At 63.9% G+C, this 20,772-nt stretch carries 25 protein-coding genes, 1 tRNA gene and 1 pseudogene; 5 read left to right on the top strand and 22 right to left on the bottom strand.

What is annotated here, in order from left to right:
- From HWN72_RS04725 to HWN72_RS04685, 9 genes are all read right to left on the bottom strand, one after another.
- Positions 1–717: an OmpH family outer membrane protein gene (locus HWN72_RS04725; RefSeq protein ID WP_036522553.1), complete on the bottom strand. Its 717-nt coding sequence runs from the start codon at positions 715–717 to the stop codon at positions 1–3.
- Positions 717–3,380, bottom strand: a complete 2,664-nt coding sequence (bamA, locus tag HWN72_RS04720) for an outer membrane protein assembly factor BamA (RefSeq protein ID WP_231958124.1) — start codon at positions 3,378–3,380, stop codon at positions 717–719. The genes HWN72_RS04725 and bamA overlap by 1 nt, the downstream gene beginning before the upstream one ends.
- Before the next feature lie 159 nt (positions 3,381–3,539).
- Positions 3,540–4,919: an RIP metalloprotease RseP gene (gene rseP / locus HWN72_RS04715; protein ID WP_069707479.1), complete on the bottom strand. Its 1,380-nt coding sequence runs from the start codon at positions 4,917–4,919 to the stop codon at positions 3,540–3,542.
- A gap of 13 nt (positions 4,920–4,932) precedes the next feature.
- Positions 4,933–6,096, bottom strand: coding sequence for a 1-deoxy-D-xylulose-5-phosphate reductoisomerase (locus tag HWN72_RS04710; protein WP_197524413.1), 1,164 nt, complete (start codon positions 6,094–6,096; stop codon positions 4,933–4,935).
- A complete protein-coding gene (locus HWN72_RS04705; RefSeq protein ID WP_211149944.1) occupies positions 6,093–6,866 on the bottom strand; it encodes a phosphatidate cytidylyltransferase in 774 nt (257 codons plus the stop codon). Before HWN72_RS04705 ends, HWN72_RS04710 begins: the two co-directional genes overlap by 4 nt.
- A complete protein-coding gene (gene uppS / locus HWN72_RS04700) occupies positions 6,853–7,542 on the bottom strand; it encodes a polyprenyl diphosphate synthase (RefSeq protein ID WP_069707477.1) in 690 nt (229 codons plus the stop codon). Before uppS ends, HWN72_RS04705 begins: the two co-directional genes overlap by 14 nt.
- A 31-nt stretch (positions 7,543–7,573) precedes the next feature.
- Complete coding sequence (frr, locus tag HWN72_RS04695; RefSeq protein ID WP_008831814.1) at positions 7,574–8,131, bottom strand: ribosome recycling factor; 558 nt, start codon at positions 8,129–8,131, stop codon at positions 7,574–7,576.
- Positions 8,132–8,134: 3 nt separating this feature from the next.
- A complete protein-coding gene (gene pyrH, locus HWN72_RS04690) occupies positions 8,135–8,854 on the bottom strand; it encodes a UMP kinase (protein ID WP_008831813.1) in 720 nt (239 codons plus the stop codon).
- Between the two features lie 101 nt (positions 8,855–8,955).
- On the bottom strand, positions 8,956–9,387 hold the full coding sequence (locus tag HWN72_RS04685; RefSeq protein ID WP_069707476.1) for a helix-turn-helix domain-containing protein: 432 nt from the start codon (positions 9,385–9,387) through the stop codon (positions 8,956–8,958).
- A 48-nt stretch (positions 9,388–9,435) separates the two neighbouring features.
- Here HWN72_RS04685 and HWN72_RS04680 point away from each other — a divergent pair.
- Positions 9,436–10,048 (top strand): annotated as a pseudogene (locus HWN72_RS04680) (NAD(P)-dependent oxidoreductase).
- Between the two features lie 193 nt (positions 10,049–10,241).
- On the opposite strand, the gene HWN72_RS04675 reads toward HWN72_RS04680, so the two are convergent.
- The 3 genes from HWN72_RS04675 to rpsB form a co-directional block, all read right to left on the bottom strand.
- Positions 10,242–10,781, bottom strand: a complete 540-nt coding sequence (locus tag HWN72_RS04675) for a carboxymuconolactone decarboxylase family protein (protein ID WP_069707474.1) — start codon at positions 10,779–10,781, stop codon at positions 10,242–10,244.
- Between the two features lie 166 nt (positions 10,782–10,947).
- Positions 10,948–11,871, bottom strand: coding sequence for a translation elongation factor Ts (gene tsf / locus HWN72_RS04670; protein ID WP_036522544.1), 924 nt, complete (start codon positions 11,869–11,871; stop codon positions 10,948–10,950).
- Positions 11,872–11,991: 120 nt separating this feature from the next.
- Positions 11,992–12,750 (bottom strand): 30S ribosomal protein S2, encoded by a 759-nt coding sequence (gene rpsB, locus HWN72_RS04665; RefSeq protein ID WP_036522542.1) that lies wholly within the window; start codon positions 12,748–12,750, stop codon positions 11,992–11,994.
- 18 nt (positions 12,751–12,768) lie between these two features.
- On the opposite strand from rpsB, the gene HWN72_RS04660 reads away from it, so the two are divergent.
- The 3 genes from HWN72_RS04660 to HWN72_RS04650 all read left to right on the top strand — a co-directional run bounded on the left by HWN72_RS04660 (position 12,769) and on the right by HWN72_RS04650 (position 13,864).
- On the top strand, positions 12,769–13,071 hold the full coding sequence (locus tag HWN72_RS04660) for a hypothetical protein (RefSeq protein ID WP_211149943.1): 303 nt from the start codon (positions 12,769–12,771) through the stop codon (positions 13,069–13,071).
- Positions 13,072–13,161: 90 nt separating this feature from the next.
- Complete coding sequence (locus HWN72_RS04655; RefSeq protein WP_069707472.1) at positions 13,162–13,431, top strand: hypothetical protein; 270 nt, start codon at positions 13,162–13,164, stop codon at positions 13,429–13,431.
- Between the two features lie 169 nt (positions 13,432–13,600).
- On the top strand, positions 13,601–13,864 hold the full coding sequence (locus tag HWN72_RS04650; RefSeq protein WP_155986139.1) for a hypothetical protein: 264 nt from the start codon (positions 13,601–13,603) through the stop codon (positions 13,862–13,864).
- Here the strand turns inward: HWN72_RS04650 and HWN72_RS04645 are convergent.
- From HWN72_RS04645 to HWN72_RS04635, 3 genes are all read right to left on the bottom strand, one after another.
- Positions 13,788–14,564 carry a phosphatidylcholine/phosphatidylserine synthase gene (locus tag HWN72_RS04645; RefSeq protein ID WP_081798894.1) on the bottom strand — a complete coding sequence of 259 codons (777 nt, stop codon included), beginning with the start codon at positions 14,562–14,564 and terminating at the stop codon, positions 13,788–13,790. The genes HWN72_RS04650 and HWN72_RS04645 overlap by 77 nt on opposite strands.
- A 77-nt stretch (positions 14,565–14,641) precedes the next feature.
- Positions 14,642–15,391: a phosphatidylserine decarboxylase gene (locus HWN72_RS04640; RefSeq protein WP_069707471.1), complete on the bottom strand. Its 750-nt coding sequence runs from the start codon at positions 15,389–15,391 to the stop codon at positions 14,642–14,644.
- 214 nt (positions 15,392–15,605) lie between these two features.
- Positions 15,606–15,691: transfer RNA gene (locus HWN72_RS04635), tRNA-Tyr, on the bottom strand.
- 188 nt (positions 15,692–15,879) lie between these two features.
- Here HWN72_RS04635 and HWN72_RS04630 point away from each other — a divergent pair.
- The gene (locus HWN72_RS04630) at positions 15,880–16,719 is read left to right on the top strand and encodes an RNA methyltransferase (protein ID WP_069707470.1); all 840 of its coding nucleotides are present in this window, start codon (positions 15,880–15,882) and stop codon (positions 16,717–16,719) included.
- A gap of 225 nt (positions 16,720–16,944) precedes the next feature.
- Here the strand turns inward: HWN72_RS04630 and HWN72_RS04625 are convergent, their stop codons facing one another.
- From HWN72_RS04625 to rimM, 7 genes are all read right to left on the bottom strand, one after another.
- The gene (locus HWN72_RS04625) at positions 16,945–17,217 is read right to left on the bottom strand and encodes an HU family DNA-binding protein (protein ID WP_008829169.1); all 273 of its coding nucleotides are present in this window, start codon (positions 17,215–17,217) and stop codon (positions 16,945–16,947) included.
- A 333-nt stretch (positions 17,218–17,550) separates the two neighbouring features.
- On the bottom strand, positions 17,551–17,916 hold the full coding sequence (rplS, locus tag HWN72_RS04620; RefSeq protein WP_008829168.1) for a 50S ribosomal protein L19: 366 nt from the start codon (positions 17,914–17,916) through the stop codon (positions 17,551–17,553).
- Positions 17,913–18,659, bottom strand: a complete 747-nt coding sequence (gene trmD / locus HWN72_RS04615) for a tRNA (guanosine(37)-N1)-methyltransferase TrmD (RefSeq protein ID WP_211149942.1) — start codon at positions 18,657–18,659, stop codon at positions 17,913–17,915. The genes rplS and trmD overlap by 4 nt, the downstream gene beginning before the upstream one ends.
- Positions 18,660–18,997: 338 nt before the next feature.
- Entirely contained in the window at positions 18,998–19,465 is a 468-nt protein-coding gene (locus tag HWN72_RS04610) for a hypothetical protein (RefSeq protein ID WP_069707468.1), read from the bottom strand.
- An 83-nt stretch (positions 19,466–19,548) separates the two neighbouring features.
- Positions 19,549–19,926 carry a type II toxin-antitoxin system VapC family toxin gene (locus HWN72_RS04605; protein WP_197524412.1) on the bottom strand — a complete coding sequence of 126 codons (378 nt, stop codon included), beginning with the start codon at positions 19,924–19,926 and terminating at the stop codon, positions 19,549–19,551.
- A complete protein-coding gene (locus tag HWN72_RS04600; protein ID WP_069707467.1) occupies positions 19,923–20,201 on the bottom strand; it encodes a hypothetical protein in 279 nt (92 codons plus the stop codon). Before HWN72_RS04600 ends, HWN72_RS04605 begins: the two co-directional genes overlap by 4 nt.
- A gap of 54 nt (positions 20,202–20,255) precedes the next feature.
- On the bottom strand, positions 20,256–20,771 hold the full coding sequence (gene rimM, locus HWN72_RS04595) for a ribosome maturation factor RimM (RefSeq protein ID WP_083274559.1): 516 nt from the start codon (positions 20,769–20,771) through the stop codon (positions 20,256–20,258).
- Position 20,772: the final 1 nt, after the last annotated feature.

The raw sequence follows: 20,772 nt of genomic DNA, 5'->3' as shown, positions 1-20,772 counted from the left end.
TCAGCGGCCCGAGGGCTGCGTCGCCGGCGCGGCGCCGGCCGGAGCCTGGCCCTGCGCGGCAGCCTGCTGCGCACGCTGTTCACGAACCTGGCGCGGTTCCCAACCGGCGGGCGGAACCAGCTGCGCCGAGGGGATCGACGTGTTCAGCTCGTTCAGGATGTCCTGGTTGAGGTTGTAGGCGCCGCCGTTGACCGCGAGGATCGCGTCGGGCGAGATCAGGATCGACACGCCCTTCTTGGTCATCGCTGCCTTGACCGCATCGTTCAGCTTGTCTTCGATCTGCTCGTTGACGTAAGCCTGCGACAGGCCGACCGGCTGCAGGATGCGCTGGAGTTCGGCCTTGCCGTTCTCCTGGATCTGCTGGATCGAACCGGCCTGCTGCTCAAGCGCGGCCTGAGTCACCTTGCCGCCCTGACGGTCGGCGTTGAACTTGTCGATCAGCGGCTTGATCTGGGCGTTGAGCGCGTTCTGACGGGTCTGCGCCTGGTCGAACTGCGCCTTGAATGTGGTCTGGCGCTGCGTCTCGGCGGTCTTGAACGCGTTCGAGTTGGCGATCACCGCATCGAAGCTGGCAACGCCGAGGCCCTGCACGATAGTACCGCCGGTTGCGGGGGCGGCGGCGGCCGGAGCGGGCTTGGCAGCCAGCGCGGGCTGCGCCGAGACGGCGGCGAACGCGAGGCCGGCAGCCAGCGCGATGGTCTTGTTCTTGGTAATCATCAGAACTGGGTTCCCACGTTGAAGTTGAATGCCTTGGGATCGTCGCCGTACTGCTTGAGCAGAACGCGCGAGAAGTCGATGCGGAACGGACCGAAAGGCGAGTTCCAGTTCACGCCGATGCCGATGGCGACACGCGGCTTCCAGGTATCGCCGACGAATTCCTCGACGAAGTTATAGGCATAGCTGCCGGTGGCGGTCTGCGTGCGACCACTCGAGTCAGTCGAAGACGTGACCGGCGTGCCGCTGGTGTTCGCAGTGCCATCGGTATTGTTGGGATAATACGTCGGGATACAGCCCGGATCGCACTGCGTGAGCGTCGGCCTCTTGACGCTCCAAACCGCGCCCACGTCGGCAAAGATGGAAGGACGGAGGCCCATTTCGCGAGCACCGGAACCGAGCGGAATTTCCATCTCCGCACGGCCCATGTAGTAATAGTTGCCGCCCAGCGCGTCGTCGGTCCAGTTGCTGCGGTCGGTCGTAACGCTGCCGTCCGTGTTCAACTGCTTGCGCAGCACGCGCGGGCCGACGCCGCGGATGGCGAAGCCGCGGAACTGCGGTTGACCGAGGTAGAAGCGGTCGGTCAGGCGGATGTCCTGCCCGGACAGACCCTTGATCACGCCACCTTCCGCCGAGAGCGAGAAGATGAAGCCGTGGCCCATGTTGAAGAACTTCGACGCATTGCCGCGAACACGGGCATACTTAACGTCGCCGCCAAGCCCTGCGAAATCGACATTCACCGAAGCGGTCGTGCCACGCGTCGGACGGACGCGATTGTCGAGCGTATCGTAGATCAGAGAGGCGCCAACAATCGAACTAAGGCGCTTCCCGATCGCGTCACACAAGTAACGCCCGGCGATTAGCGGACTGCACTGGCCGTTCGCGTCGTAATATTCACTGCCGAGGCTAACGTCATCGTAGTTGAGCGTATAGCTGCCCACCGCAGTCAGATACTCGGTCAGCGGCACACCCGCACGGACATTGAAGCCGGTAGTCGACTGCGAGTACGTGGTGTTACGATTGGTGTTATAGTAGTTGAAGCTGTTGTAGTCGCGGCGGTAGATATTGACGCCGAGCGACACGTTCTTGTCAAACAGGTAAGGCTCGACGAAGCTCGCCTCGACGCTCTTCGAATAGCGCGAGATGCTGCCCGACAAGCCCACCGTCTGGCCACGACCGCGGAAGTTGCGCTGGCGGATCGATGCCTGGAAGATGAAGCTCTCAAGGCTGGAGAAACCTGCCGAAAGCTGGAGTTCGCCGGTCGGCTTCTCCTCGACGTTGGCTTCCAGCAGGATGCGGTCGTCGGCGCTGCCGGGCTTCTGCTCGACCTCGAACTTCTCCTGGAAGTAGCCGAGCGACTTGATGCGATTGGTCGAACGCTTGACCTGCAGCGAATTGAACGCGTCGCCTTCCGCGAGGCGGAACTCGCGGCGCACGACCTTGTCCTGGGTCAGCGTGTTGCCGTTGATGTCGATCTTCTCGACATAGACGCGCGGCGCCTCCTGGATCACGAAGGTCAGCCCCATGGTGAGGTTTTCCTTGTCCCGATCGTACTGCGGGCGGACGTCGGCAAAGGCGTAGCCGAAGGCACCGGCAGTCTCGTTCAGACTGTCGATCGTGTCCTCGACCTGCTTGGCGTTGTACCAGTCGCCCTTGTGCATCGGCAGGCGCGACGCCATCTTCTCGCCGTCGAAGTCGCGCAGTTGGCTTTCGACCTTCACGTCGCCGAACTTGTAGCGCTTCCCTTCCTCCACCACGTACGTGATGATGAAGTCCTTCTTGTCCGGCGTCAGTTCGGCCACCGCCGAGACGACGCGGAAGTCGGCATAGCCCTGCGTCAGATAGAACTGGCGCAGCTTCTGCTGGTCGAAGGCCATGCGATCGGGGTCGTAGCTGGTGCCCGAGCTGAACAGACGGGTGAAGCGCGCCTGCTTGGTCACCATCTGGCCGCGCAGTTCGCCGGCCGAGAAGTGCTCGTTGCCGATGATGTTGATCTGGCGGACCTTGGACTTGTCGCCCTCGGTGATCTCGAAGACGATGTCGACGCGGTTCTGGTCGAGCGAGACCATCTTCGGCTCGACGGTCGCGGCGTAGCGCCCTTGGCGCTTGTACAGCTCGATGATGCGGGCGACGTCGGCGCGAATCTTGGAACGGGTGAAGATCTGGCGCGGCGCGACCTTGATCTCGGGAAGGATCTTGTCGTCCTTGATGCGCTTGTTGCCTTCAAGGATGATGCGGTTGACGACCGGGTTCTCCTGAACCGTGATCGTCACCACGCCATTGTCGAACGCAACCTGCGCGTCCTTGAACAGTTCGGTGCCGTAGAGGTCCTTCAGCGCGGCGTCGGCGGAAACCTTGGTGTAGTTCTGGCCGACGCGCATCTTGATGTAGGACAGGACCGTCTGCGCCTCCAGACGCTCGGCGCCCTTCACCACGATGGTCTGGATCGGCTGGCCTTCCTCGACCGGCGCTACCACGGCCGGGGCCGGAGCGGCGGGAGCGGCAGGAACCGGCGCACGCTTGCCGGCCTTTGCAGCTTGCGCGGAAGCCTCCATGGGCATCCCCGCGAGAATGGTGGTCCCGAGGAGCACTGCTGCAACTTGCGAGCCCCAGAGGCCTCGGGCGCTGCGCGCTCCAGTGCCGCGAACCATTTCCCGTCCGATCATTCTACGCAAAATCCCGTATTCGCTTTCGCGATGAAAAACAGACCACCGGCGGGAGCGCACCCAGACCCGCAGGCAATCGCAGCCATCTGCCCGATGGAGCCGGTCCAATCAAGCAGACAAAACCCGGCAACATTGTGATCGCTCGTGAATCCCTCCAGGCTATCCCCCGAAAATAGGGAGAGAGGCCAGGTCATTGACCGTGACGAAGACCATCAGCGCCAGCACCAGCGCCACACCTGTCTTTATCGCCCATTCCTGACTGCGTGCACCCAGGGGTCTGCGCCGGACCAGTTCAGCCGCGTAGAAAGCCAGATGTCCGCCGTCGAGGCCAGGAATTGGCAGGAGGTTGATGAATGCCAAGTTAATCGAGATCAGGGCGGCGAACTCCACGAAGGCTTCCCAGCCCAGCGTGAAAGTCTGCCCGGAATACTGCGCGATCTTGATCGGACCACCCAGTTCGCGGACAGAGCGGTCGCCCGTGAAGATCTGGGTTATGCCGGTCACCATGTTGCCCATGGCGCGGAAGCTCTGCTGGAATCCGAGGGCGACGGCATCGACCGGGCCGACCTGCTCGAAGCGGCCTGCGCGTACGCCGATCTGACCGACCTTCTGCGGCTTGCCCTGTGCGTCAGGGATCGAGCCTTCGGTCACCTTGACCTGGAAAGTGCGGACTTCACCGTCACGCCGCACCGAGAGATCGACGCTGCGCCCCGCCTGCGGGCGGATGAGTTCGGGGATGTCCTCGAAGCTGGTGATTGCGGCGCCGTTCACCGCGACGATGCGGTCGCCCACCTTGAGCCCGGCGTCCTCGGCCGGCGAATCGCCATAGAAGCCGCCGACGACGGGCGGCATCATCCGCACGCCGATATCGCCGATCTTCGCCTTGTTACCGAACTGGTCGCTGAACTCCTGCGTCGCCAGCTTCACCGGAAGGACAAGCGTGCGCCCTGCCCGCTCCACCGCGATCGGCAGCGTCTTGCCGGGGAAGTACGCGACGCGGCCCGGCACGTCGGTCGCTCCGTCAACCTTGTCACCGTCGATCGCGACGATGCGGTCGCCGACGCGCATACCCGCAGCCTGCGCGGGCGAGTTGGCGGTAAAGCCGCTGATCTCCGCATCGTTTACGACGCGGCCGTAGATCGAGAAGAACCCGGCGAAGATCGCGACGCACAGCAGCAGGTTGGTCAGCGGCCCGGCAAAGACGATCAGCGCGCGCTGCCACAGCGGCTTGGAATGGAAGGTCTGCGCCCGCTCACGCGGGGAAAGGCCTACGTCGTCGGGCTTCGGCGCGCTCGTCGGGTTCATGTCGCCCGCGAACTGGACGTAGCCGCCGAGAGGCAGCGCCGAGAGCTTCCAGCGGGTGCCGCGCTTGTCAGTCCAGCCCGCGAGTTCCTTGCCGAAACCGATGGAAAAAGCGTCCGCCTTCACGCCGAACAGGCGGCCGACGAGATAGTGCCCCAGCTCATGGATCAGGACCAGTGGCCCCAGCACCAGGAGGAAGGCGAAGATCGTCGTCAGAATTCCTGGTGAACCGGTCAAGCTATGCCTCTCTTCAGGTGCTGGTCACGAGTACACGCGCCCTCGCCCGGGCCTCCGTATCCACGTCGAGGACGTCGGAGAGGCTGCCGGGTGGCGGCGGCGCATACGAGCCTAGCACGTCTTCCACTTGTGCAGAGATACGCGTGAACGAAATCTGACCGCCAAGGAACGCAGCAACCGCGATTTCGTTCGCGGCGTTGAGCACGGCGGGGATCGCCCCGCCCGCCTGCGCCGCCTCGCGCGCGAGGCGCGTGGCGGGAAAGCGCACTTCGTCGGGCTTGCGAAAAGTCAGTTCGCCGATCTCGGCAAGGTCGAGCGGGGCGCAGGGCGTGTCCATGCGCGCGGGCCAGGCCAGCGCCGAGGCGATCGGCACGCGCATGTCCGAGGGGCCAAGCTGCGCCAGGGTCGAGCCGTCCCGGTACTCGACCATCGAATGGACCACCGACTGCGGGTGGACGATGATCCGCAACTTGTCGAGGCCGACGGGGAACAGGTGGTAGGCTTCGATCAGTTCGAGGCCCTTGTTGAACATCGTCGCCGAATCGACGCTGATCTTCGCGCCCATGTCCCAGTTGGGATGGCGCACCGCCTCGGCCGGGGTGGCGGCGCTGAGGCGCTCCCACGACCAGTCCCGGAACGGGCCGCCGCTGGCCGTCAGGGTGATCCAGCGCACATGGGCATGGTCGTTGCCGGTGAGGCACTGGAAGATCGCGTTGTGCTCGGAATCGATGGGCAGCAGCGTGGCGCCATGCCGCGCGACTGCGGCCATCATCACCTCGCCCGCGGAAACCAGCGCCTCCTTGTTGGCGAGGGCGATGATCCCGCCCTGCTCGATCGCCGCCATCGTCGGCGCAAGGCCGGCACAGCCGACGATCGCCGCGACGGTGACGTCGGCGCCGCGCGCAGCCGCCTCGATCAGCGCGGCGGGGCCGCCTGCAACTTCGATCCCGGAACCCGCAAGCGCCTCCCGCAGAGCAGGCAAGTGCACCTCATCGGCGACGACGGCGACCTCGGCTCCGAATTCCCGCGCCAGCTTCGCCAGTTCGGCCGCATTGGAATGCGCAGTCAGCGCCACCACGCGCCACTCGTCGCGATTGCGGCGGATCAGGTCGAGCGTCGAGGCGCCGATCGAGCCGGTCGCGCCAAGCACCGTCAGGGAGCGCAAAGAACCGGTCATGCCAACACCACGATAGCCATCGCCAGCAGGAACAGCACCGCCAGCAATCCGTCAACCCGGTCGAAGAAACCGCCGTGCCCCGGAATGAGGTTGCCCGAGTCCTTGAACCCCGCGCGGCGCTTCATCCAGCTTTCGAAAAAATCGCCCGCCTGCGCACAGACCGCCACCAGCAGTCCGGCCGCAAGGCAGGTCGCAAAGAGCGGAACCGCGCCCGCTGTCGCATACCAGCAGGGCTGCGTACCGAAGCACGACACCGCGTTCGCCGCCGAGACATCGGGCGTAAGACGGATCGCGCCTTCCTGCCAAAGCTGCGCGGCGGTGAAGAGCGCGAGCGTCGCGCCCAGCGCCGCGCCCATCAGGCCCGACCATGTCTTGGACGGACTGACCGACGGCGCAATCTTCGGCCCGCGCAAGGTGCGGCCGGTGAAATAGGCGCCCACGTCCACCGCGATCACCGTCCCCAGCAGGGTCAGGATCGGCGCGAGGGTGAAGGCGTCGTTATGCAGGAACAACAGCATGGCCGCGCCGATGCCGACATAGAGCATCCCGGCGAAGTTCCACGCCGCGCGCGCCCCCGGCCCCGGCACGATGCGGCGGGCAAGCCGAATCCATTCCCACAGCACACCGACCGACACCGCGCAGACGAAGGCGATCCACACCGCTCCGCCCAGCCACAAGGCAGTCCCGGCGACCGCCACCATGACGATGGCCGAGAGCGTGCGCACCTTGAGATCGGAGGTGCCTTTCGCCGGAGGCTCAGCGCCCGCCATAGCGACGCTCGCGAGTGGTGAAGGCGCTGAGCGCATCGCGCAAGTGATCGGCGGTGAAATCCGGCCAGAGCACGTCGGTGAACAGCATTTCGGCGTAAGCCGCCTGCCACAGCAGGAAGTTCGACAGCCGTACCTCGCCGGACGTGCGGATCAGCAGGTCGAGCGGCGGCAGGTCCGCCGTATCGAGTTCAGCCGCGATCGTCTCGGGCGTGATCGGCCCCTTCGCCGCAGCCCTGGTCGCCGCGCGGGCGATCTCGTCCTGCGAGCCGTAGTTCAGCGCCACCGCCAGCGTCGTCTCGGTATTGTGCGCGGTCTTGGCCATCGCACCTTCAACCAGTTCGACCAGTTCAGGCTTGAACGCCTTGTAATCGCCGACGATCTTGAGGCGCACGCCGGCCGCCGCGAATTCGTCGAGGTCGGAAAGGATGAAGCGCTTCATCAGGCTCATCAGGTCCGAAATCTCGTCCTCGGGCCGCCGCCAGTTCTCGGTCGAGAAGGCGTACAGGGTCAGTGCCTCCAGCCCCATCTCGCGCGCGCCGCGTACGACGCGGCGCACCGCCTCCACGCCGCGCTGGTGGCCCACGGCGCGCGGAAGCAGGCGCTTCTTCGCCCAGCGCCCGTTGCCGTCCATGATGATGGCGACATGACGGGCGCGCAGAGATTCGTCCTTGGCCATCAGGCTCCCTTCTCGGCGAAGCGCAACAGGCTCACTTGCCGAGGATTTCCTTTTCCTTGGCCGCGAAGACCTCGTCGAGGGCCTTGACCATCTCGTCGGTCAGCTTCTGGACTTCGGTTTCGCCGCGCTTGCGGTCGTCTTCCGAGATTTCCTTCTTCTTCTCGTCGGCCTTCAGGTTCTCGATGCCGTCGCGGCGCACGTTACGCACGGCGACGCGCGCCTTCTCGGCATAGGAGCTGGCGAGCTTGGCCAGTTCCTTGCGGCGCTCTTCGGTCAGATCGGGGATCGGCAGGCGCAGGGTGTTGCCGTCGTTGATCGGGTTCAGGCCCAAACCCGCCGAACGGATCGCCTTCTCGACCGGACCGATATTGGTCTTGTCCCACACCTGCACCGAAAGCATGCGCGGCTCGGGCGCGGAGATCGTCGCAACCGACGTGATCGGCATCGCGCTGCCATAGACGGTCACGGTGATCGGCTCCAGCAGCGCGGTGTTCGCGCGGCCGGTGCGCAGGCCCGAGAGGTCGTGCTTGAGCGCGTCGATCGCGCCCTTCATGCGGCGCTCGAGGTCCGCCTTGTCGTACTTTGCCATGGTTCAGGCTCCTTTCTGAACGATCGTCTTGGTGCCGCCACCCGCAAGGACGGTGGCCAGGTTGCCCTGCTCGCGGATCGAGAACACGACGATCGGAATGCTGTTGTCGCGGCACAGGGCCACGGCGGAGGCGTCCATCACCTGCAGGTTGTCGGCGAGGACGGTGTCGTAATCGACGGAATCGTACCGCTTGGCGTCGGGGTTGCGCTTGGGATCGCTGTCGTAGACGCCATCGACGCTGGTGCCCTTCAGAAGAGCATCGCAGCGCATCTCGGCGGCGCGCAGGGCGGCGCCGGAATCAGTGGTGAAGTACGGCGCGCCGACACCGGCAGCGAAGATCACCACGCGCCCCTTCTCAAGGTGGCGCTCGGCCCGGCGGCGGATCACCGGCTCGCAGACCTGGTCCATCTGCACGGCGCTCTGCACGCGCGTTTCCACGCCGATCTGTTCCAGCGCGTTCTGCATCGCCAGCGCGTTCATCACGGTGGCCAGCATGCCCATGTAGTCGGCCTGCGCCCGGTCCATGCCGCGCGCGGCGCCCGCCATGCCGCGGAAGATATTGCCGCCGCCGATGACAAGGCAGATCTCGAGCCCGGTTTCCTTGGCCGCCTTCACTTCCTTGGCAAGTTCCGCGACGAAATCGGGATCGATTCCGAACTGCTGGCTCCCCATCAGCACTTCGCCCGAAAGTTTGAGCAGGACGCGCTTGTAGGGGGATGACATGCCGCTGGGTCTCCTGTGGGGGCCGGAAATACTGGAACGGCCCCGGCTTTAGGAGGGCAAGCGCGAATTGCCAAGGGGCTTGGACTGTGGATGAACCCGGTTCAGCGCGCCATTACGGACAGCTCTTCCTCACGCCGATCGTAAGCAACTTGCGCCGAGGCCACCGATCCCATCCGCCTCTCCGCCCAGTCGATCATCGCCTGCAGCGCATCAAGCAGTTCCCGCCCCAGCGGCGTTACCGCATAACTGACCGAAACCGGCACCGTCGGCACCACATCGCGGCGCACCAGCCCGTCGCGCTCCAGCGAGCGCAGGGTCTGGCTGAGCATCTTCTGCGAAATGCCGTCGATATGCCGCTTGAGCCCATTGAAACGCATGTCGCCGACCCCAAGCGTCGTCAGGATCAATACGCTCCACTTGTCTGCGATACGATCGAGCAACTGCCGCGTCGGACAATCCGCCGCATAGACGTTGGGCGCGAGGCAGGCGGTTCCCTCAAGGTAACCCGGTGCGGTGAAAGTGCCTTCTTGCATGGGAATTGACGATATCACATCTGGTCACCATTGGATACCTGGTGGAGAATGGAAATGAAGATCGCAGTCCTCGGTGCCAGCGGCCGCGCCGGATCGGAAATCACGAAGGAAGCCGCCGTTCGCGGCCACGAAGTCCTCGCCATCGCACGCAACCCGGAAAAGATCGCGACCGGCGAGCGGATCACGGCAGCGACGGGCGATGCCTCGGACCCTGCATCTCTCGCCGCCTTCATCGCCGGAAGCGACGCCGTCATCAGCGCCCTGCACTTCGACGTCCCCGCCGAAACCTTGCTCTCGGCAATCCGCGAGGCCAGCGTGCCCCGGCTGCTGGTGACCGGAGGCGCGGCCAGCCTGGAAGTCACTCCGGGCAAGCGCCTGATCGACACACCGGACTTTCCCGAGGAATGGAAGACCTTCGCGATGGGCGGGATCACCTTCCTCAACGCCCTGAGGCAGGTGGACGACGTGGACTGGACGTTCTTCTCCCCCGCCGCGGATCTTCGAAGGCCCGCGCACGGGCAGCTACCGCTCGGGCGGTGACGAACTGGTCACCGACGATGCAGGCGAGAGCAAGATCAGCTTCGCCGACTACGCAATTGCGATGGTCGATGAACTGGAAGCGCACAAGCATTCCAGGGAACGATTTACGGCAGCATATTAAGATAAAAGGGAAGTTCTGGGGCCATCGCCCCAGACCCCGGAACTGTCGTCGCCCCGCGCGCAGCCGCCTCAGCCCAACGCGGCGGCGCAGGCTTTAAAAGTCTCCCGGCGCAGCGTCATCGCATGACGAAGCCGCGCACCAGACCGCGACGGTATACGGGGTGCAGGGATGGTAAACCCCTGCCTTCCCCTCCTTAGGCTGCTTCCGCCAAAGGCCCGCCGATCGAGCAAACCCCATCGACACCCAGCACATGCGCGACCCTGCCCATCGCCATCCACGCAGCAGTGCAATGGGTCAGATCGACGATCTCGGCGTCGGTCATCACACTCTTGAGCTGTGCCCAGAACGCGTCGTCCTCGGCCAGCCCGCGCGGATCGGTGCCCATCTTCTGCGAGTACCGCACGGCAAGACGCTCCTTCTCGGTCAGGCTGGCGAGGTCACCGCCGAGCACGGCCTGGTACATAGCCTCGTCAGGCGCATTGCCCTGCTCGATCACGCCGCCATCGTAGCCGAGAATCCGCAAGTCCCGCTGGGCGCGCCAGTTCATGCAGACGGTGCAGCCGTTGATGACGGCGGTGGCGATGCGGCATGCCTCGAACAGCCGCAGGGGCAGTTTGGAATACTGGTAGGGCGCCATCGCGAAGGCGCCTGAAGCCCGGACGATTTCGGGCGAATACTGGACCGAAAGATCCGGAATCGGATTCTGCGGCTGGGGAGCGAGTTCTACGCGCATGGGGCCTCTCCGGTTGCGCCCGGATCTGGCCGGGTCAATGCGGGAGGCTACGCCGACCCTTTAATAAGTCAATCGTGCATGTTTTTTATGGAGCCGCAAACGAGACGGGCCGCAGAAGCATATGCTCCTGCGGCCCGCACGTTTCTTCAGCGAAGAAGGCTTGAGATCAGCCGGCGACCGCTGCGGCCACTTCAGCTGCGAAGTCGGTGACTTCCTTCTCGATGCCTTCGCCCAGCTGGAAGCGCACGTAGTCCTTGAGGACGATCTTCGCGCCAGCTTCCTTGCCGGCCTGGTCGACGACCTGCTGGATCGGGGTCTTGTTGTCCATGACGAAGACCTGCGAAAGCAGCGCGTTTTCCTTGGCGTATTTGGCGATCGCGCCGTCGACCATCTTCGCCTGCACGGCTTCGGGCTTGCCCGATTCGGCGGCCTTTTCCTGGGCGATCTTGCGCTCGCGCTCGATCAGCTCGGCGTCGAGGTCTTCGGCGTTCAGGGCCAGCGGGAAGGCAGCGGCGATGTGCATCGCGATCTGCTTGCCGAGACCTTCGAGAACGGCAGCAGGCGCTTCCGATTCCAGAGCTACGAGCACGCCGATCTTGCCGAGGTTCGGCGCAGCGGCGTTGTGCATGTAGGGAACGACGAGACCGGCCGAGACTTCGACGGTCTTCATGCGGCGAACCTGCTGGTTCTCACCGATGGTCGCGACATTGTTGGTCAGGGCGTCGGTCACGGTGCCGCCGCCCGGGTAGGCCGATGCCTTGAGTGCTTCGACGTCGTCACCGGCAACGCCGAGCGCTGCTTCGGTGGTCTTGCGCACGAAGTCCTGGAACTGGTCGTTCTTGGCGACGAAGTCCGTCTCCGAGTTGACTTCGACGGCAACGCCCTTGGTGCCGGTCACGGCGATGCCGACCAGGCCTTCAGCGGCAGTGCGGCTGGACTTCTTGGCAACGGCGGCGAGGCCCTTGGCGCGCAGCGCGTCGATCGCGGCTTCGATGTCGCCGTTCGTCTCGTCGAGAGCCTTCTTGCAGTCCATCATGCCGGCGCCCGAGCGCTCGCGCAGGGTCTTCACGTCAGCGGCGGTGTAAGCCATCGCTCAATTCCTCTTGATTGAGTGGGGAACCGTGCAAGGTTCCTTGAAACAGGTGCGCGCCGGGCCACATGGACCCGGCGCGCGACAATTCCGTGACGAAAGTGTCGTCGTGCCGGGCTATTACGCCTCGACAACAGCCTCTTCGGCGACCGGCTCGTCGAACGAACCGATGTCGGCACCGCTGTCGACCACGGCGGCGCGGCCACCCTTGGTCGCGGCCTGGGCGATCGCTTCGCAGTACAGGCGCACGGCGCGGCTGGCGTCGTCGTTACCCGGGATCGGGAACGCGATGCCGTTCGGGTTGACGTTGGTGTCGAGCACGGCGACGACCGGGATGCCGAGGACGTTGGCTTCCTTGATCGCCAGCTCTTCCTTGTTGGCGTCGATCACGAACATCACGTCCGGGATGCCGCCCATGTCGCGGATACCGCCGAGCGACAGCTCGAGCTTGTCACGCTCGCGGGTCAGCTGAAGGACTTCCTTCTTGGTCAAACCGGCGGTGTCGCCAGCCAGCTGCTCTTCAAGAGCCTTGAAGCGCTTGATCGAACCCGAGATGGTCTTCCAGTTGGTGAGCATGCCGCCCAGCCAGCGGTGGTTGACGTAGTGCTGGCCGCAAGCGCGGGCTGCCTGAGCGATCGGCTCCTGCGCCTGGCGCTTGGTGCCGACGAAGAGGACCTTGCCACCGGCCTGGACGGTCGACTGCACGAATTCCAGAGCGCGCGCGAAGAGCGGCACGGTCTGCGACAGGTCGATGATGTGGATGCCATTGCGCGCGCCGAAGATGTACGGCTTCATGCGCGGGTTCCAGCGGTGGGTCTGGTGACCAAAGTGCGCGCCGGCTTCGATGAGCTGCGACATGGTGACGACAGGTGCCGCCATAGTAGAATTCCTTTCCGGTTGAACCTCTGGAAGGCAGGAACCGCGCGGAAGTCTTTCGACTCTGGCCGCAACAGCACCGGTATGTGCGCCTTCCATGTGGATTGCCCGCTTCGAGTCGCACCGGACGATCCGGGCAATCTCTTAACGAACGCGGCGCGCTTAGACGCCTTCGCCATCAAAATCCAGCCCCAATTCGCCGCAAACGCTTGTCAGTTCACCGTCAAAATGGCCGATTCGCACGCGATTCAAGGACTTGAACAGGAACTCGCCGCGCCTGACGGTTTTCTCAAGGCAAAGCTGGTGATAAATTGGCTAACGTAGCAAACATCTCAAATTGCACAGGTCTCGCGCCAAAGGAGGCGTCAAAAGGACGGGGTGGGGCGAAACCGGATACAAGGAGGTCGCTCGCACATGACTATCATTGCATCCATCCTGTTCTCGCTCGCTGCCGCAGCGGCCGCGCTCACGATCTGGAAAAGCCTGACCACCGCCCTACCCGCCGTCCGCGCGATGCACGCGGCGCTTTGCGACAGCGCGGCACCGCCGCCGATCCATGCAAAGACGCTGCAGACCCGGACGGACGGAAAGGTCCGGTCGCTCCGCCGCCCCCGGCGCCAGCTGCACCCCAAGCCCGTCACACACCGTCTGCACCACTATCCGCATCGCAATCACGCAGTGTGAAAGGGCATCGCGACGGGGATTTCAAAAAGCGCTTGACTCGGATGGAACAAAAAGAGAACTAACCGCCATCGGAACATTGTTAGAACAGATTCTCTTTTTCCACAAGCTGTCCACAGCCCTCTACCGACTTCAGGCGAGGGGAGCGGGCGAAGATTCGAAAGGAACGGTCATGACTGCATTCGCCGCCTGTCTCTTTGCCTTCGCCGCGATGGCTTCGGCATTCTCGATCCTGGTGACGATCAGCCGCTATGCGCCGCAGGCTCTGACCTTCCGGGAACAGCTCGCTGCGTGCCCCGGGACGATGGTTGTGACGTGGAAGGTGATCGAACGCGTGCAACTGCCCGCGCTCGGCGCGCTCAGGAAGCGGCCGATCCGTCGTACTGCGGCGCGACTGGAGTGGCCGGGTACGGCATCGATGGACCTTGCCGCCTGACCTTGGCGTAAGTGACAAGGCCGACCGGGATCAACAGCAGATATACGATGGTCACGACCGCAAGCGTGAACCAAGGCTCGATCAGCAGGGCTGCCATCGTCAGGCCAACCAGTGCAAGGACGCCAAGTCGCAGATGCGGCGGCGGACGCATCCGCGACCAGGCGAGCGTCGGAATGCTCGAAATCATCAGGAAGGCCACCAGCACCATCCACCCGCTCACGATAATCGGGTTGGCGAACTCCGGCATGCGCCCGCTCGCTACCCACAGATAGAGCGGCAGGAACGTGAGCCCGGCGCCGAGCGGCGCGGGAACGCCGGTCAGGAACCCGGCATCCTTGTGCGGCTGGTCGAGCATGTCGAGCCGCGCATTGAAGCGCGCGAGCCGCAGGACACAGCAGATCGCAAAGGCCAGCGAGGCGATCCAGCCCATGCTGGGAAGCTGATGCAGCGTCCACAAATAGACGATCAGCGCCGGTGCGACGCCGAAGGAAATCGAATCGGCAAGGCTGTCGAGTTCGGCCCCGAAGCGCGTCTGCGCCTTGAGCAATCGCGCGGCGCGCCCGTCGATGCCGTCGAGCAGACCGGCGAGAATGACTGCCTGCACAGCCTTTTCGTAATCCCCGGCAATGGCGAAACGAATGCCGGTCAGACCGGAGCAGAGCGCCGCCGCAGTGATAGCATTGGGCACCACTGCACGCATCGAAAGGCCGGGAGCCAGACGCCGGCGCGGTGCGTCGCCGGGAGCTTCGTCCAGATCGCTGCCCGGCCGATCGTCGATCACTGGGCAATGCCCTCGATCAGCGGCGCGCTGCCGAGTTCCGCAAGCACAGTTTCACCCGCAACGATCTTCTGACCCATGAGGACTTTCGGCTCAACGCCAACCGGCAGGTAGACGTCCACGCGGCTGCCGAATCGGATGAGGCCGATGCGCTGGCCGGAAGCGATGATGTCGCCCGGCTTCACGAACGGCACAATGCGACGCGCAACCAGTCCGGCAATCTGCGTGAAGCAGATGCGCAGGCCATCGCCGCGTTCGACGAGGATGTGCTGGCGCTCGTTCTCTTCGCTCGCCTTGTCGAGATCGGCATTCACGAACTTGCCGGGAATGTAGATCACCCGCTTGATCGTTCCGCTGATCGGCGAGCGATTGATGTGAACGTCGAACACCGACATGAAGATCGAGATGCGGGTGACCAGATCGGTCGGCATCGGCGCATTGCCGCTTCCGTCATCCATGGTGAGTTCGCGCGGCGGCGAGACTTTGCCGATCAGCGTGACAAGGCCGTCGGCAGGCGCGACGATGGCGCGTTCGTCCTGCGGCGTGACGCGGATCGGATCACGGAAGAACGCCAGCACGCAGACCGTCAGGACCACCAGCGGCCAGCCGAACCACGGCCCCCACAGTATCCAGACAATCGCAGCGACGACGCCCGCGATGGCGCCGAACTTGCGACCTTCCTTGTGAATGGCGGGCCATTGCCACGACGCTTCGCCGCGACCTTGATTATCTAGAATGTTTCCGGGCATCGTTCTCGTCTAGCCAGTGTGCACGTGTACCGCAATGCCACCACGCGCCCGTTGTTCCCTGTCCACGGGAAAGCGCGGGTAGAACCCGCTCGCCGCGAACCACGATCTTTCGTAGACCGCAGCCAGACGGGAACGAAGCCTCGCACCGAGAGACATCTATTTTTCTATGTGAAAACCCTGAACGGGACCGGCGCTCATTCGCCGGGTCAGCTGGTGGTGGACAGGGCTGGATTCGAACCAGCGTACGCTTGCACGGGCAGATTTACAGTCTGCTGCCTTTAACCACTCGGCCACCTGTCCACACCAGTTGCTGGCGGCTGGAAATCCAAGGAAAACCTGGGAAATCCGGCGTTGGTCGGGGCCCCCGAAGGTGCCCCGTTGCCGAGGAGCCGCGCCTTTGCCGAAGCGAGCCTTGCCTGTCAATGCCCTCCCTGTCAGAGGGGGCAAGATTTTTGCATTTACGCTTAGATTTTTCGAAAGGACTACAGATGACCAAGCGTGGCGGACACGTCGGCCCCCAGGGCGGAGACGAAGGCGAAGCCCGCCGGGGCAAGGCGCTGCGCGGCCGCGCAGGCCGGATGAAGAACGGCCGCGGCAGCGGTCGTGCCTCCACGGGCATGGTGCGCCTATGGGGCCGGCACGCCGTCGAGGCCGCGCTCAAGAATCCGGACCGCAGCCATCGCAAGCTTTGGGCGACTCGCGAAGGCGTCGAATCGCTCGACGGCGAACTGCCCAGCGACTTCCCGGTGGAATGGGCGCAGGCCGCCGACCTCGCCCGCCTCGTCGCCAAGGACGCGCCGCATCAGGGTCTCGTCCTGGAATGCGCGCCCCTCGACGACATGTTCCTTGCCGATGTGCTCGACGGCGACCCGGCCCGCCCGGTCGTGGTGCTCGACCAGGTGACCGATCCGCACAACGTCGGCGCGATCATGCGCTCGGCCGCTGCCTTCGACGCCTGCTGCATCGTCACGCAGGACCGCCACGCACCGCCCGAATCGGGCACGCTGGCAAAGTCCGCATCGGGCGCGCTCGAAGTCCTGCCCTGGATCCGCGTGGTGAATCTCGCTCGCGCGCTCGAAGAAATCGCCGAAGCCGGTTACTGGCGCATCGGTCTCGACGGCGCAGCCGAATCCACTCTTGGTGAAGCCCTCCCCACCGGCCCGGTCGCACTCGTGCTCGGTGCTGAGGGGGACGGAATGCGCCACAACATCACCCAGCACTGCGACGCGATCGCGAAGCTGCCGATCAGCGAGGCCATGGAGAGCCTGAACGTCAGCAACGCCGCCGCCATCGCGCTTTACGCAGCGGCGACCCGCGAGACGGAATAGGGAACCCGACCAGTTGCGTATGGCCCCATCATATGAAGGGGCCGTACGCACTGTAACCGAGTGTCCGGGCGCCTTAGCTCACCGCTAGGTGCAGTTAAGTACACTTTGGGTACTCCTATAGAGGCTTGCACCCAAGCCCAAACGACAAACGCCGCGCCGGCCCTGACGGACCGGCGCGGCGCTTATTCTGGTCAACCTGCGAGGCGTTGCAGGCTGCCGTCCGTCTTAGTTGACGGCGTCCTTCAGGCCCTTGCCGGCCTTGAACTTCGGCTGAGCCGAAGCCTTGATTTCCATGGGCTCGCCGGTGCGGGGGTTACGGCCGGTCGATGCCTTGCGCTTGGCCACCGAGAAGGTGCCGAAGCCGACGAGACGCACTTCGTCGCCCTTCTTCAGCGCACCGGTGACCGCGTCGAACACGGACTCGACAGCCTTGGTGGCGTCGCTGCGGGTCAGTCCGCTGGAATCGGCGACTGCGCTGATGAGATCGTTCTTGTTCATTATGGGAACCCCCTTACCTTTCAGTGGAGCGGATGGTTGAGAAATTCTACTCGCCTCGAGAGGGACGGAATTGAGCCGTTTTTCCTGCGGGTGGCAAGGCCCAAATAGAGCCAAAACTCGCAGTTAATCGCGTTTTTCCGCCGTTTTCTCAGAGACAAAGCGTTGTGCGGCGCAGCATCGGACAAAACCCGGCGCTGCGACTCGCTTGCAGGACTCGCGCCAGCCGATCCGCCGAACATGAACATCAATGGATCGGAGACACGAAAAAAGGCGGCCCGAATCCGAACCGCCTCTTCGTGCAACCCAGCGGTGAGACCGGGCCGCTGCTTTCGCTTACGCGTTGTCGGTGATGCGACGCTCGGCGATACGAGCGCGCTTGCCGGTACGACCACGCAGGTAGTACAGCTTGGCGCGACGCACGACACCGCGACGCACGACCGTGATCGAATCGATGTTCGGCGAGTAGAGCGGGAAAACGCGCTCCACGCCTTCGCCGAAGCTCATCTTGCGCACGGTGAAGTTCGAACCCATGCCACGGTTCGAGCGCGCGATGCACACGCCCTCGTAAGCCTGGACGCGGGTACGGGTGCCTTCGACGACCTTCACGCCGACGCGGACGGTATCGCCCGGACGGAACTCAGGGATATCCTTCGCAGCCTTGGCGATTTCCTCGGCTTCGATCTGCTGAATCAGGTTCATGAACCCAAATCCTCGTTTTTTCGCCGCGCGCCAGAGGCAGGCTGAACCCGAGCGTCCCTGTGACGCTCCCAGAGGTCCGGCCTGCGTGACCGTGTGTCGTCCTCCGCCTGTCGTTTCCGCCAGGCGGCGATCTTCGCATGATCCCCCGATCGCAGCACTTCAGGGATCGTGCGCCCTTCCCACTCGGTGGGTCGGGTATAATGCGGGTACTCGAGAAGACCGTCCTCGAACGATTCCTCGGCCCCGCTGGAAGGGGCGCCCATTACGCCGGGAAGCAGCCGAATGCAAGCATCGAGTACCATCAAAGCGGCGCATTCTCCGCCAGACAGGACGATGTCGCCGACCGAGACTTCCTCGACCTCGCGGCCTTCGAATATCCGCTCGTCGAAGCCCTCGAAACGGCCGCACAGCAGGATGACGCCTGGGCCGTCCGCCAGTTCGCGAATGCGCTTCTGCGAGATCGGCTTTCCACGCGGCGTCATGACGATCACCGGCGCGCCCGGGTTGACGCTGCGGGCATGGTCGATGGCGGCGGCGAGGATATTGACCTTGAGCACCATCCCGGCGCCGCCGCCCGCGGGCGTGTCATCGACGGTGCGGTGCCTGTCGGTGGCAAAGTCGCGGATGTGGACGGGATCAATCGACCACGTGCCCTCCGACAGCGCCCTGCCCGCCAGCGACACGCCGAGCGGGCCGGGGAACATCTCGGGGTAGAGGGTGAGCACGGTGGTGGAGAAAGTCATCGCACGCCCTTGGCCTGACACCGCGCGGCGATCAAGGTGCTGACGACGGAGCCGGCCGCGCCGACGAAGGGCTGAGGCCTGCTCATCGGTCTTGTCCGGTTGACACGGATGCGTGTGTGAACCAGCGGAGATTTTCGGTATTAGTAATTGATATTATTATTTTTTCATGGTTAGCACTGTGACCTTTGGCGGAACCGCAAGGTGACAGGTCGGAAAAGCACGGCGGTGTGGTCATGCGGGACATGCTACCGATCTCGCTACGTGTAGGACAGAGCGCGAATTCCGGCACGAAGAAAAGCTCACCGCCCACCGTGGATCGATAGGTCTGGTTTGGGTGGTTAGCGGACATAGGGAGCGATTGGCTCTCCATCCCACTGCGACCGACTTGTAAACGGCCATACGCTTAGATCGCCGTGTTGCTCCATGGCGGCGTCGATCTTGGCGTTCCGCGCTTTGATTATCCGGTCAACTGGCCTCAATAAACCCAATGAAAGCGGCACCAAAGCGCCAAGACCCTCAATACGAATGAAGCTGTCTTCGGGCCATTCGTATGGCAAATCGCCGTGCAGATAGGCTTGGTATCGAGCGAAAAGCGTCAGTTCCTCTGGATTTGCTGCATCTTTTCCCACTGCAAGACGCGGTTTGTGATCATCGTAATGCAGCCAGAGCATTGAACCGACAGCTTCCAACGCTCGATCTTCTTTGGATGTGGGCCAGTCCGATTCCAAGTCGTCACTGTCGATCTCCCCGCTGGCAAAGCGTGCGATCAGAGAGGCAGCTTCATCTCTTTTTTGTCGGTCGATCATCACCGCATAATGCGAGGTTGTTCTACGACTGCAATGGGGCGGAAGCAGTCGCCAGACTTCTCTCCCGACCGCGCCGCCCGGCATTATCTCGTCCAGTTCTCCACCTTCAACCCGGCCACGTCCGCGAAGTCGGCTTCGTTGTTCGTGACGACGATCGCAGCGATGCTCAGCGCGTGTGCGGCCAGCAGGCGATCGAAACGGGCGCGCCTGAACGGCAACCGAGCATATTCGCGCGCGGCCATTTCATCGAACGGCATCAGCGGCACGGCTTCGAGAAATGCCTCGAGGACTCCTGGCGGCGGCGGCTCCTGCAGTTGCACGCCCAATGCGATCTCGGCGAAACTGATGGTCGATATGACCACATCACCCGGTTCGCAATCGGCCAGCCGGGCATTGACCGGACTTGCCTGATCCACCATCGCGTAGATCGAGCTATCGGCGTCGATCATATAGCGCGTCACTCGCCGCTCTCAGCCTTCTCGCGGGCAGCGATAGTGCTCGGCCGTTCCTCGAATTCGCGCAGTTCCGGTGGCAGCGGCTTGAGCCAGGGCGCCTTGCCCGCGAAGCCACTGACGTCGATCTTGCGCCTTGGCTGCTCCTTGGCATGCAGGCGCAAGTCACCGTCGACCCATTCGGCGATCCATTCGCGGTCCGGCTCGATACCCAGACCAGCGGGCATCCGGATCGCGACCGAATTGCCCGACTTGAAGCTTCTGGTGGTGTATACCTTGCCCATGACGCGCTCCGGCAATGTATATATACATCGCCGGACAGCACGCGACAAGGCGAGCTATTCTTCCGCGAAGGCCGCGTTGAGGACGATACGCTCGTCGTTCCATTCGGGCACGGCGGCGGGCGTCATCGGCACCATGAAGCGGCGGCGCTTGCCGTCCTCGCTCACCGGCCGTTCGATCTCCAGCACGTCGCCCGCGCCGAAGTTCTCGACCGCCACGCACGTACCCAGCGCCTCGCCCTCTTCCGAGACAGCGGGCAGGCCGAGAAAGTCAGCGTGATAGTACTCGCCCTCCTCAAGCGCGGGCATCGCCGAGCGTGGGACAGTAAGCACGGTGCCGCGCAGCTTTTCCGCCGCGTTGCGGTCCTTCACCTCGTCGAATCGGGCGATCGCGCCGCCCTTGCCGTCGTCCTTCAGCTTCACGACAGTGAGGCTGGAATCGTTGAAGGCGCGGTAGCGCTTGAGCGCAGCCACGCCTTCACCGAACAGCTTGAGGCGAACCTCCCCCATCACGCCATGCGCGCCGGAAACGGCGGCAAGCGTGACGGGGCGATCCTTACCGGGCTGTACCAAG

It is taken from the genome of Novosphingobium sp. HR1a (assembly GCF_015594425.1).
In the GTDB taxonomy this organism is placed as follows: domain Bacteria; phylum Pseudomonadota; class Alphaproteobacteria; order Sphingomonadales; family Sphingomonadaceae; genus Novosphingobium; species Novosphingobium resinovorum_A.
The sequence above is the reverse complement of the archived record's forward strand: the minus strand, read 5'-3'. Positions and strand labels throughout refer to the sequence as shown.